Annotated in this window: 11 protein-coding genes and 1 tRNA gene; 4 read left to right on the forward strand and 8 right to left on the reverse strand. The window is 39.9% G+C overall.

The window, feature by feature from the left end:
- Positions 1-69: 69 nt before the first annotated feature.
- The 5 genes from HMPREF0666_RS11990 to HMPREF0666_RS12010 all read right to left on the reverse strand — a co-directional run bounded on the left by HMPREF0666_RS11990 (position 70) and on the right by HMPREF0666_RS12010 (position 5,817).
- The gene (locus HMPREF0666_RS11990; protein WP_009012630.1) at positions 70-2,040 is read right to left on the reverse strand and encodes an AAA domain-containing protein; all 1,971 of its coding nucleotides are present in this window, start codon (positions 2,038-2,040) and stop codon (positions 70-72) included.
- A gap of 123 nt (positions 2,041-2,163) precedes the next feature.
- Complete coding sequence (locus HMPREF0666_RS11995; RefSeq protein ID WP_042856327.1) at positions 2,164-2,946, reverse strand: Fic family protein; 783 nt, start codon at positions 2,944-2,946, stop codon at positions 2,164-2,166.
- Between the two features lie 63 nt (positions 2,947-3,009).
- Positions 3,010-3,762, reverse strand: coding sequence for a hypothetical protein (locus HMPREF0666_RS12000; RefSeq protein ID WP_009012632.1), 753 nt, complete (start codon positions 3,760-3,762; stop codon positions 3,010-3,012).
- Between the two features lie 384 nt (positions 3,763-4,146).
- Complete coding sequence (locus tag HMPREF0666_RS12005; RefSeq protein WP_157600278.1) at positions 4,147-4,872, reverse strand: hypothetical protein; 726 nt, start codon at positions 4,870-4,872, stop codon at positions 4,147-4,149.
- A 138-nt stretch (positions 4,873-5,010) separates the two neighbouring features.
- A complete protein-coding gene (locus HMPREF0666_RS12010) occupies positions 5,011-5,817 on the reverse strand; it encodes a hypothetical protein (RefSeq protein ID WP_050803246.1) in 807 nt (268 codons plus the stop codon).
- A 639-nt stretch (positions 5,818-6,456) separates the two neighbouring features.
- Between HMPREF0666_RS12010 and HMPREF0666_RS12015 the strand changes: the two genes are divergently transcribed.
- From HMPREF0666_RS12015 to HMPREF0666_RS12025, 3 genes are all read left to right on the forward strand, one after another.
- Positions 6,457-7,884, forward strand: coding sequence for a C69 family dipeptidase (locus HMPREF0666_RS12015; protein WP_009012636.1), 1,428 nt, complete (start codon positions 6,457-6,459; stop codon positions 7,882-7,884).
- A gap of 222 nt (positions 7,885-8,106) precedes the next feature.
- Positions 8,107-8,178, forward strand: a tRNA-Arg gene (locus HMPREF0666_RS12020).
- A gap of 154 nt (positions 8,179-8,332) precedes the next feature.
- Entirely contained in the window at positions 8,333-9,136 is an 804-nt protein-coding gene (locus HMPREF0666_RS12025) for an ADP-ribosylglycohydrolase family protein (RefSeq protein ID WP_009012637.1), read from the forward strand.
- A gap of 406 nt (positions 9,137-9,542) precedes the next feature.
- Here HMPREF0666_RS12025 and HMPREF0666_RS12030 read toward each other — a convergent pair whose 3' ends face one another.
- The 3 genes from HMPREF0666_RS12030 to HMPREF0666_RS12040 are packed head-to-tail and all read right to left on the reverse strand — an operon-like array spanning position 9,543 to position 12,490.
- A complete protein-coding gene (locus tag HMPREF0666_RS12030) occupies positions 9,543-10,133 on the reverse strand; it encodes a hypothetical protein (RefSeq protein WP_042856331.1) in 591 nt (196 codons plus the stop codon).
- A gap of 3 nt (positions 10,134-10,136) precedes the next feature.
- On the reverse strand, positions 10,137-11,417 hold the full coding sequence (locus HMPREF0666_RS12035; protein WP_009012639.1) for a PAAR-like protein: 1,281 nt from the start codon (positions 11,415-11,417) through the stop codon (positions 10,137-10,139).
- Positions 11,414-12,490, reverse strand: a complete 1,077-nt coding sequence (locus HMPREF0666_RS12040; protein ID WP_042856339.1) for a LysM peptidoglycan-binding domain-containing protein — start codon at positions 12,488-12,490, stop codon at positions 11,414-11,416. Before HMPREF0666_RS12040 ends, HMPREF0666_RS12035 begins: the two co-directional genes overlap by 4 nt.
- Positions 12,491-12,800: 310 nt before the next feature.
- Between HMPREF0666_RS12040 and HMPREF0666_RS12045 the strand changes: the two genes are divergently transcribed.
- Positions 12,801-13,413: IS982 family transposase (locus tag HMPREF0666_RS12045; protein ID WP_009012641.1), on the forward strand; the 613-nt coding region annotated here is incomplete at its 3' end.

Here is a 13,413-nt window from a genome sequence, read left to right on the forward strand (position 1 = left end):
TATAGATAATCACAACTCCCTCCCTCCATTAGGCTTATATGACTAATTGGGCTAATAGGACAGCCACTTTCAGGACTGTGGAAGACTCTCCCATAGCTTCTTGTAAAATTCGTGTTTGGTCATTGTCTGGACGTTACCAAGGATAATCAGCTTCATTCTGGCACGTGTTATGGCAACGTTCATACGGCGTAAATCACGCAAGAAACCTATCTGACCATCATCATTAGAACGCACAAGAGAGATGAGAATCACGTCACGCTCTTGCCCTTGAAAGCCGTCAACGGTGTTCACACTGATAAGACTTCGATAGGGCTTGAAGAACGCTCGCTTCTTTATTAGACTACGGAGATACTGCACTTGAGCACGATAAGGAGAGATAACGCCCACATCTATCCGCTCATCTAACACACGCTGCTTCCCTATCTTAGTAAAGTAATCGACTAAAGTCTTGAGTGTTAACTCTGCTTCTCCTTTATTTATACGTCCAAAAGAAGAACCAACAAACTGCTCATGAAAGGCATTTTCCTTGTCATTACTCAACTGGGAAGGGACAGAATTAGCCTCACTTTCCGTTAAGTCATACGATGCTACGACAGCCTCATCAGACGTATCAATCCATACCATTGGGTTGTCATAATCGAGGATGCCACGATATTTAATCTGCGGAGCGGTCTCTACCTGTCCACCATAGAACCAATCGGATGAGAAGCGCATAATCTCTTCGTTCATTCGATACTGCACCTTCAACAGCGTTACAACCTCTGGTTTATTCTCAACGATACGTTCCATCAGGGTCTTTCCTAAGCCTCCACGTAGGGCAGCGATGCTTTTTACAGTCGGTGGAAGTTGACAATGATCACCTGCAAAGATGATTCTCGACGCTCTACGAATGGCTATCCAGCAGGCTGCTTCAAGGGCTTGTGCAGCCTCATCGATGAACAAAGTAGTAAACTTCTGACCCTCCATTATCCTACTGTTAGCACCAACGAGGGTGGAAGCAACGACACGTGCCTCTCCAAACAGTTCGGCATTGATACGTATCTCAAGCTCCGTAGCACGGCTTTTCAGTCTATCCATCTTCTGATGATAGCTTTCAGAACCTTTCTTTCTGTTGTTCCTCAATTCTCGAATAGCCTTCCGAATCGACCATAACTGTGGGTAGTCTGGATGCGCTTCAAACTTTCTTTCGTATGTAAAACCCAGCATCTTGTCGTTCACTCGGGTAGGATTACCAATGCGGAGGACATTGATACCACGGTCGACAAGCTTCTCACAAATCCAGTCAACAGCCATATTACTCTGCGCACAGACCATCACTTGGCTTTCTCGCATCAGTGTTTCGTTGATCGCTTCGACCAATGTTGTTGTCTTACCTGTTCCCGGTGGACCATGAACTACCGCCACATCCTTTGCCCATAACACCTCGTTGACAGCCTTTTCTTGCGTCGGATTCAGCCAAGGTAATCGAATAGGAGCAAAGGAGAACCTCTCTGCCTTCTGTCGTGAATAGAACAAGTCGCGAAGATAGGCAAGTCTATTTCCCTTTGCTTTCATGGTACGGTCTAACGCATCGAACATCATTTGATAGCTCGTTTCATCAAAACCTAACTGGCAACCAACCTGTTCTGAAGCTGATTGTAGGTCTAACAAGGGTGCAGAATCAGGGACAGCAATAACCATTCTGTCGCCCTCTACATAAGATACCGTACCTGTAAAGCCATAGTATTTCAGCTGAACAGCCTTATTAGAAGTCTCCTCCCCTTTCTCAACAAACTTAAAGAAAAGGAGCGGACGACCACATTCAAAGTTATGTTCGATATCCCCATCCTGTGTACGAAACACCTCAATACACAGCTGGTTGAGTCCATTATAAAACCGTTTACCCACTCTTAATGGGAACCAAGCGTCACCTCGCTTCACTTTTCGCTGCATACCAGCAGCCTCAGTCTGCTTTCTAAAGGCTTCTTTCTCGGCATAATACTCCATTTGGAGCAGTAAACGTTGACGTTGTAATAGTTGTATTGGACTTTCCTGAAGCATATCTTTTTGTAGTTGACAAGTTAACGAGTAGACGAGTAAACAAGTTGCTTGTAAATAATTAAAACGATATTATATATCAATAAAAGCACAGTTTACACACTAAGTATAAAAGAAAGTAGACCACTAAAAGAAGAACATTGTACGACTATTCTGCTTTTTCTGCGCCAAAGCATTTTCCATTTGCTTTGTAGCTGCCTTAAAGAAGAACGCAATTAGATGCTCATCCGTCCCTTCCGTTCGTATGGTTCGCAAAGCAGCAATATACTCTTGGCGATCTTCTTTCTGTATAATCAATTCTGGATAATCATGACGTAGCAAGATGAAGTTGGATAACAACCTGCCTGTTCTCCCATTCCCATCACGAAAAGGATGTAGGTATTCAAAGAAACCATGGAACCGAGCAGAAAGAATCATAGGGTGAAGTTCTCCACGTTTCATCATCTCAGCTGTTGAAGACATCAGTCGTGGTACCTGTGCCACCAATCCTTCATGTTCGCCAAAAACCGTATCACCAGCTGCCATATCCACCGTTGTAAACTCCCCAGGTACGGCATCTGCCTGCTTATAGGTGAGCGTACGAAGTGTTACCAACCTATTGATGGTCTTCAATAGTTCGACATCAAAAGGGTGATCTAAATGATTATGCATCCATTCATATGCTGCAAAGTGGTCTGCCATCTCCTGACATTCCAACAAAGACTTGCCAACTGGATGATAGCCTAACTGCTCTTCAAACAGACAACGTGTATCATCCACTGAGAAAGAAGACCCTTCTATACCACAGCTATGACAGGAAAAAAGGATCTCAGAATACTCTCTAAACGCCTTCTTTCCCATTGGCAGCACTATCTTTTCTTGATACTCTGCTACCAATTCATCATATAGTTTTATCTCTGTTTCAAACACGTTACAAATATAATACTTTTTATCTAATATCCTTCATTCTTATGAATAAAACACAGAAAACGGCTAACAACTGAAGTCATCAACAATCTCAGCAGCTTTTCCTATTTGTAAACCTGGGGGCGCACAAGAAGATAAGAACAAGACAACTCTGAGGTTTTCATAATGCAATGGCAAAGAAAGAACAAGGTCTAACTTTCCATCTCCATCCAAATCGCCAGCAAATAGAAGACGGAAATAAGCCCCATCCACCTCCGCTTCTCTGCAGATTCGCTCTCCATTCAGTAACAGGGTATAGTTCTTATAGACATCCTCACCTTGTGCCTTTGCCTCTAACTTATAATGTTTTCCTGCAAAAGCAAAGCGACTTGTAGTGCCCGGCACAAGGAAAGTAGTATCAGAAATCTCTACATCAGCAGTCTTTACCTTCCCCAGATTGACAGGCAACTGATTGACGAATAAGATTGTATTTCGTTTCCCCGACAAGTGAGGTGTCATTCCTCCCACACATGCATCTTCCTTTTTCTGAATACTATAACGCGCCTTTCCTACATAATAACCTTTCCCATCCTTATATAGTTCAACCCAATTCTTATTTATCAATGTATCGGGGTTACAAAAACGATAAGCAAAAGGAACCAGAATCTTATACGTTAGTGGCTGCCTCTTTACAACCTTAACACTATCTACTTTCTTTACAGGCACACTATCCTCCTGCTGTACCGACGCTGCCTGTGCCTGACTTACAGGCTTCTTGTCGGTACAAGAAAGTATTATGACACAAAAAATCGATAATAAAAATGCATACTTTAATCTCATAATAAATATATATTAATTGCCTTTCGACATACATAACTTAGTGTATTACATCCTACAGATGAATACTACTCAATACATTCCTTATATTATACTTTGACAAGTATAAACCCCTACTAACAACTGAGGTCATCCACTGTCTCTGCAGCTTTTTCCATTTACAAACCAGGAGCGAGCAAAGATATTCTGAGATATTCATTATCTAAAGGTGCTGAAAAAACAAGGTCTTATTTACAATTCTCATCCAAATTCCCAGCAAACAAAAAAATGATTGAAGGTCTAACAAAGGCGCAGTGTTTCCTTAGACACCTTGTTTTTGAATGAGTTATTTAATATTTAAGTTTTCATATCAGCCTTTCCTCTGATTAACACAAGTGTCAAAGTGACTTAACAGTCATATTGATCATCTATCTCTCCCACTTGTCGAACCGACTGACCAGGCAACGCACAGGACGATAAGAACAAGACAACTTTGAACTCACCAGTGTCACTTCTAAAGTCAATCACCAAATCTAACTTGCCATCACCATCAATATCGCCTGCAAATAAGAGTTCAAAAGCAGCTTCAAATACTTTCGTTCGCTTTGCTATCTGTTTACCATTCAATAAGGTAAAACACGTAAAGGGTACTGAATCATCCTTCTTCTTTTCTTTTTTTATCTCCAAATTATAACGTTTTCCACCAAACATAAAGCTGCAAACTTCATTAGGTCGTAAGGTAATATATTCATCAAAATTAAGGTTTGCAGCCTCTATTTCTCCTAACTTCGTAGGTAGATGATTGACAAAAAGGAATGCTTTTCTTTTCCCATATAATACATTTGCGGTATCACCTATATAGTCAGACCACCTTCTCTTAAGGGTATATTGTGCCTTTGCACAATAGAATTTCTTCCCCTTTTGGTAAATCTCCACCCAACTACTGTCAATCATCCTGCCTGGATTTATATAATGATAATGAGCCGGAACAAGGAATTTGTAATTGAGAGACTTACTGTTTTGGGATGATACATGTAAATGATTCCTGTTGGATTCCATGGTATCTGTTTCCATAGAATCAGCATTATCTTTTGCAAAGACAGATGTTTCATGATCAGATTTAGCTGATTTCATGTCCGAACAAGAAAACAATAACGAGAATACTAACAAAGGAAAGATAAGTAACGCAATTCTCATTTATAAATTTAAAAATTAATTTCTATGTATGAATACTGACTTTATAATACTATAGAGAACCAACTACTGAAAGTTCTAACACCCAAAATCATCAACCACTTCCGCTACCTTTCTTACCAGTTGACCAGGTAAAGCACAGGAGGATAAGTATAAAGCAACATAAACTTCACCAAACACACCCGACAAATTAAAGACTAAATCTAACTTTCTATCACCATCAATATCACCTGCAAACATAAGACTGAAGTCAACTTTATCCAAATTTGTCCTTCTGACAATCTGCTTTCCATTTAAGAGAATGACTCCCTCATAAGATTGAGTACCATGTTTCGTGAAAACCTTTTCCTTAGTTATCAATTCATAATGCTTACCCTCAAAAGTAAAACGTAACGGAGTTCCTGGCTCTAAATAAAAGGAATCCAAGAAAGAATTAGGGGCAATATGAAGGTCTACACTATTCACTTTTCCCATTTTAGAGGGCAAATGATTAACATATAGAATAACGTCTCTCTCGCTTGTCAGTGTTGATACAGAGTCTCCTATAATCCCATCCCACTCTTTACCGATTGTATATTCTGCCTTAGAAAGATAGTATTTCTGACCTTTCTTATACAGTTCCACCCAAGTATCATCAATCAATGTATCAACCTTACATTGACGATAATTGAAAGGGATAAGTATTTTATATGAACGGTTTTCTATCTTCGAATCTTTTACCGACATATCCTTTATGCTATCCTTCCCCTTCTTCTGCACCTCAGACATATTATTTTTACTCAGAATCCCACTTTCTCTAACCGCCTTGACAGAACTCTTTTCTGTACAAGAAAAAAGTATCATACAAAGAGTCAACAAAAAGAATAGGGGCTTAACTTTCTTCATAATCACATAATTAATACCTTTCAACAAACGACCATATTATATATAACACGCTACAAATATAACATTTTCCATCTGAAATCCGTCCTAAAATGTATTAAATTATATAGGTAACAACCTTGATTCACTTGAAAGGAGAGCACCACAAAGTACGCTCACCACCGAAGGGAGGTATATCATTACGAAGACACCCATAGCACCTACCTCCAAAAACATAAATCTCTAAGCCGATTATACTACATTTTTTTTATTTTAATTTGCTGTCATTTTTAACATTTCATACAACCCTTTGTAGATTAATCAGTTGCACACCTACAACCCATGACAGATATGACAGCAAAATTATTTTGGGTAGAATCAGGTCCTGAAAGTCTTTTGCTTTAATCCATAACTTTTCTGTCAGCACGCCCATCGCAGATGTGCTATTTTAGTCCTGCCGGCCTTTCGTCTACGATTACAGTTAGTACTATCACCTCCTATCTCATCGGAAGCATAACTATAAGTGGGTATTTTGCCTCTTCACAGCCCTTATTTATCATTTTTATCCTAACTTCTTACACCACTTCCACGAATATTTACTATTTTTGTCATCAGTAATTAACAACAAGAACTAAGACATTTAAGCTTATGAAAACAGACAAAATGCAAATTGAACACAACCTCCCTTCAGAGTGTACAACCATCATCATTGGGAAAGAACAGACTGCTGATGGTTCGATGATAGTAGCGCGTTCAGAGGACTGGGACGCTATGGAAGCTAAGAACTACGAGATATTCGAGGATACAGACAATGGTCCACGTGAGTTCGTGGCAAAGGATAGCCCTTTCCGTTGCGAACTCCCAGAGAAGGCTTTGGGCTACTCTGCCCTTTCTCCGTATAATCTTCACGGTCATTGGGGCAGTGCTGGTTTCAACACAGCAGGCGTAGGCATGAGTGCTACGGAGAGTATCTTCAGTAGTGACGAGGTGTTGGAACACGACCCATTAGTAGAGAATGGTGTGGCAGAGAACTCTGTCTTCAACATAACCCTACCTTACGTACGCACCGCTCGTGAAGGTGTTGAGCGATTGGGGATGCTCATCGAGAAGTATGGTATTGCTGAGGGCTTCGGCATTGGCTTTGTGGATAGTAAAGAGATATGGTACTTAGAGACTGCTTGTGGCCATCGTTGGTTGGCTTGTCGTATGCCAAAAGACCAATACTTCGTCACTGGCAACCAAAGTCGCTTCCGTACTTACGACCCTAATGATAAGGAGAATTACCTTGCATCAGCCGACTTGATTGAGTTTGCTGAGAAGCATGGACTCTATAACCCAGCGCAGGGTGCATTCGACTTCCACGTTGCCTACGCACGTGATGTCATCCTTGACACTACTTATAACTACCCACGTGTATGGGGCTTACAGCAGTTATTCTCTCCAGAAATCAAGAATGACGTAACACGAAACACCTTCCCTGTCTTTGCTAAGCCTGCTCATAAAATCACACTGACCGAACTCCGCACGGCGTTCCGCTTCCACTACGACAATACGGAGCACGATCCATATCTTAATAGTAATCCAAAGGAGCCTTACCGCCCTGTTTCTATCTTCCGTACCACCCAGACTCACCTCCTACAGGTACGTCCAGAACTGCCACAGGCTATCGGCTGTGTGAATTATGTTGCTATGGGTATGGCCGACCTCGGTGTGTTCCTTCCACTCTATCAGGGTATCACTTCTTATCCTGAAGCCTATACAAAGGGTAATGGAGAGTCAAGTGCTGACTCAGCTTATTGGAAGTTCCGCAAGATAATGGTATTGGGTATGACCAACTACAACAAGTATGCTCCTATCATCAAAGAGGCGTATGCAAAGTTTGAAGCTGAGACCGACCAGCGCCAACGTGAGATGGAAGAGGAATATCTGCGCATCTATAAGACGCAACCTCTCCATGCACAAGACCTGTTACAGGCGTTCTCTGACAAGGTTCTTAACAGTGCACTCGACCTTGCCGACCGCCTGCAAGAACGACTCTTCACGCTGATGACGCAAGACATACAGCAGGAATATCTCTTTCACGGAGCATAATATCGAGAAGGGATTATAGATAATTCCATCACACATTGGGCTGTATCAACTTGTATGAACACACTTGATACAGCCCTTCTTATGGCTTATTAATAAGGTAGGACAACCATAGAAAGGTAAAAAACTATCATTTCACCTTATATATTACTTTTTTTCCTATCTTTGCAACCGAGAGTTATTCCACAGCCTCCTAACAGAAGCAAAGTAATACTCGACAGGCTCGCTCTGATAGTTCAATGGATAGAACGTAGGTTTCCTAAACCTTTGATCCGGGTTCGATTCCCGGTCGGAGTACAAAAGGCTGCTTTTCTTCTCTTACCGACAGGAGACAAGGGGCCAACTATCCTTCTTTATACGGATTTACTACTAACAACCTAACAGGAAACATATACCCCATAGTGTTTTTCAATCCCCTCTCACACTATAGAGAGATTAAATACGAAACTTTATGATTGGTGCTATTATAGGAGATATTGTAGGCTCACGCTTCGAATTTGGAGCTGTCCCACAGAAAGACTTTGAGCTTTTCACCCCCGATTGTTCTTACACTGATGATACGATATGCACCATGGCTATTGCCGATGCGGTGCTGAACGAACGTGACTATCAGGAGAGTCTGCTCGACTGGTGTCGGCGTTATCCAGACCCAATGGGCGGCTATGGCAATCGATTCTATCAATGGATTAACGCAGACAACCCTGTGCCAATGAACTCATTTGGCAATGGTTCTGCCATGCGCGTCAGCCCTATTGGCTGGCTATTCGACGAGTGGGGGGATGTGATTGAGGAGGCTAAGAAGAGCGCAATGGTAAGTCATAACCACCCAGAAGGCATCAAGGGTGCACAATGTATTGCTGAAACCATCTGCTGGCTACGACTGATGCGTTTCTCTAAGGCGGATGTCGAGCGCAAAGTTGAGAAATTCTTTGGATACGAATTGCCTCCTATGCGCGACATAAAGAAGATTGGCTCAGAGGGACACTTCGATGGTACTTGCCAAGAAACAGTACCGATGGCACTGCGCTGCTTCATGGATGCTAATAGTTTTGAGGATACTATCCGCCTTGCAGTACTGTGTGATGGCGATACCGACACGAAGGCTTGCATCGCTGGTTCGGTTGCCGAAGCCTATTATCCTGTGCCAGAATGGATGATAGAGAAGGCTATCAGCTACTTGCCCGACGATATGCTCAATATCCTCGGACAGTTCTATGAGCGCATACAAGATAGCTGTGGCCCTAAAAAGCGATAGACTCATCCGATGTCGGTACGATAGCTTTCAACAGGAAAAAGTAGTCGCTTAATTGTCTTAGAAACAGTTCTTGAGGCATCAACAGGCCTACTATGCTTTTTGAAGCTTATTGATTACAAACTATCACATTGTTATATTATTTACTTGATATAAATCAATAATAACGCATAAACCCAAAATAACTATTGAAAAAGTTGCAAATATGAAATAAACTCCATATCTTTGCATCGTGTTTTTCATAGTATTAGATTTAAGGTTAACAAAGGTTGGACTACAGCGGTAGTCCTTTTTTTATGCCTATAAGTTTCGTACTATAAGCTTGTTTCTACCAAAAGGAAAAGGAAAAGGTCTGATGAGGTGAGACTATAAAAAGCAACGGACACAAAGGTACACGGGCTTGGAATTATTATGAAATGTTAGCAATGGCATAAAGAAGAAGGCTTATCCCCCAAATAAGACCTGTCAATAGAAGTAACATTCGCTTCCTTATTATTTGAAAATTGAACATAACACAACCAAACAGTCCCAACCCCCACCAAATGAAAACGGATTTATAACAAGAAAGAAGGACATCGAAAAACAGCCAGAATTGAGAACGAGGGTTACCAATCTTGCTTAGTCCATAATAAGAAAAAGCTCCATTATGATTTTTCTTATTCCTTAATATATAAAAAGATACCTTTTCGCCTTTTTCTCCTGTATGCTGTAAACAACATGACCACGGTGTATACCTTGTTGTTTCATAAGTCCTTTTATCATTTTCAATTTTAAATTCGGCTGTAAAAAAACTCGTCCCAATAATATCCCAAGAAGAGATAGCCCCTTCTTTATATTCCAGCTTATTCATCTTTGTCCGAGCATTATTAATTACAGAATAATCTACGTGTAGGCAGCAATATGTGAAAAAGAAAGCTATGGCATAAGATAATAGTCTATGTCCTAGGAAAAACTGTTTTACTTGACTTTCGCCATGTAAAAGGAAAAATTTCATTTTCATTTTCTATTTGGTATGTACAGTCATCTTCTTGCGAGCTTGTTGCTCTGCGGACAACATTTCTTTATAATTGTCTAATTTCCCTTCTAGCAACTTATTACATATACCTCGGCTGAGGTCTGTCAACAAACCAATAGCAAACATATGCCCAAAGGGATTTGCAGACTTTTTTAAGTCTTTAGCTAATCCTTTTCCTATATTATAATCTTTTCCTGTTTTATAGGTGTACTCATCTCTCATATAATAGACACCAGATGATCGTGTCAATTTATCTGTCGTAGGAAGTTTTTCAATCTTTCTTGTGCTTTCTACCCTATATTTCCAATTCGATTTTTCTTCAACTACTTCCCATCCTTTTTCATCAACATATCCTTTTGTGGTACTTAGATAACCCTCACGTTCATAAGTCAGTTTTTCATAGTTTGTTATAGAGTAATTATTCCTTTTCCCAATCTTTCCGATATAACCAGCTTGTTGTTTGGTTTCAAACATCCAAGTTTGATTTTCTCCATCACCTAAAGCTGTCGAAGCTTCATCTTCAATTTTTCCTTTAATATATTTATCAACACCCGCTGTTTCATAGGCATAGTTTACACCTTTTTTAGCATAAAGCCCTGCTTCAAACGAAACAAAACCCGTTATTCCTGTTCCTAATGTATAAAAAGCTGCGGCACGACCACCAACCGCCAATGCTGCAGAAAAACCTCCTTTAAATCCAATAATAGCGGCTCCAGCTCCTCTAAGTATGAATGGTAATGCAAATGCAATGGCAGCCACATTGGCAATTTCCACATTTGATTTCATCGCTACTAATGCTGCGTACGCTTCCGCAGCCTCCTTGGAGAACATAATCTTGATAATTCCACCTTTGGAACATGTAGAGATAGAATCTTCCAAAAGAGCGTAATAGCCGCATACCCTAACAGAAGGACTGTGATTCTTCCAACTGCCCATACACGAGGCACAGCCACATGGCATTAGTCTGCCGATAATACCACCACCAACGGCCCCTGCTGCCCCTGCAGCTCCAATAATAAGGCAGGCTCCCAATCCGCCTGTTCCTACAACAAATGCAGCTACAGCTATAGCGCAGAGAGCCATAGCAATGGCAGTTAAAAGAGCTCCTTTTTTACAACCAAAATCAGTTTTTACTTTATCCTCAACAGTTGCCATCAGATGACCATCGTTGATAGTTACTGTCGACTGGCTTACAACAGCCAATTGCTGTGTACTTGTGCCTTCAGAACACACCAGCCATACGCCTTCGGGTACATATAACTTACTCATACTGTTTGTTGTTCGCTATTGTTATACATAATATTAATATCATTTATGAATATGGCAGAATTATTCAACTCTTCTTGAAGATGACATGCTGTATTTTGTATTTGAAAATTACTATAAGAAAGCATAAAAATACAATCTATGCTCATCTTATAATCCATAGGACATTGCAGATAATCTTGCATGGAACTGCGATAAACGTCCAAGAGTTCTTGTTGCATCTCATTTACAGCTTCATATCTCCGGTGAATCGAAAGGGCGTCTGCTTGTAAATCAAAGGTATATTCCTCGTTTAATGTAAACCGGATTTTGTTGGATGCAAAAAAGTTTGATGGGAGTTGTAAATCAGTCTCATACGTGTGCATTTTCGCAAAAAAATGTCTATTAAACATGTCAGGACAGAGCAATCTGTATTTCAAAGTTTTATTTACGACATCAAGTGACTGACTATAATCTGCATCCATTGCCTGCTCTATATTTGCACCAAGTGTTTGGTCTGTAAGTAACGCCTGTGCCTCGTCGGTCTGTTTGAGTTGCTGCCATTGCTCGGAGATTTCTTCTTGATTGACAACTTTTGCAATTGCTCCGTCAGGGTTAATTCCCAAGGTAAGCCTGTCAAGTGGACGACCGAGAAATGTTAATACGTTGGCTAAGGGTCTGTACATTGGTGAAATTTGTCGCTTAAGAATTTCTCTCCTATCAATAGTACAAAGTACCCTGTTGTCTGTATAGCTTTTTTCTACAGAGTATCGCTGCATAATCTGGGCTTGAAGCATATCCTGCCCTTTTAGTTTCATCTCAGAAATCTCATCCACAACAATATCATTACAATTAAATAAAGTATTGTCATGTCCTAACTCTATAATATCTGGTACATTTGCCAAACGCATATTTGTCAAATCTTTGGGGATGCATAGTTCTTTTGTCATGAACAATCCCCATTTATCATTCGAGATAAAGTCTGATGTATGAGCATTGTGGTATTCTACGAGATCATCTACATTCACTCGCAAATTCTTTGCAATGCTTTCAAGTGTCTCACCTTTCTTTATTATATAAACAGAATGCTCTTCCATTTTTGTCTTAGAGTAAAATAGGTTGTTACAAATATAAGTATTGACAGGATTTGCAAGAAAGAGAAAGAAGATACGCAAAGCATTGCTAATTATAGATTCAAAGATAGGCAAAAAATAAATACAGCCCAAAAATATTAGAAGAAAAATCGTGAAAACAAAAGTATTTAACACAAAAATATTGCTTAAAAGCTGGTTCGTACTCAATATAAATGATTATCTTTGTCGTAACAAATAGTTGTCACTATAAGCAAAATAACGCAGAGTGTAGCAAATAGAACAGTTACCAAATCGTTACCCGAAAATCAGGCGATTGCACGAAACCATCTTGTATAGAGGGTATTGTTTTTTATCCAGAAATACTAAAATTTTCTGTATTGCGGATGATTTCTGCAAGGAATTTGAATTAGAAACTGATAAAACAGGTCTCTCTGAAAAGAGTAAAGGGTGTCATCGCCAGTGCCGTATGAGTATATCTGAAATCATGACGATTTTAATTTGCTTCCACTTTGATTCCTATCGTAATCTCTGTCACTATTATACCTTTTTAGTAAAAGAGCATTTAGCAGATTTATTTCCAAATCAATTGTCTTATAATCGTTTTCTTGAATTAGAAGCACGAGTCTCTGTAGAGATGATGATGTTCCTACAGATATGTTGTTTTGGGAGGTGTACTGGTATTAGTTTCATTGACTCAACTTGTATTCCAGTTTGTCATAATAAACGTATTTATCGCAATAAGGTTTTTAGAAATTATGCAACAAGAGGCAAGAGTACAATGGGATGGTATTTTGGATTCAAACTACATCTTATCTGTAATGAAAGAGGTGAGATCCTAAACTTTATGCTTACTAAAGCAAATGTTGATGACCGAGACGAAAATGTATTTAACAGATTGACAGACAATGTATTTGGTAAATTATTTG

It is taken from the genome of Prevotella sp. C561, from assembly GCF_000224595.1.
GTDB classification, from domain to species: Bacteria; Bacteroidota; Bacteroidia; order Bacteroidales; family Bacteroidaceae; genus Prevotella; species Prevotella jejuni.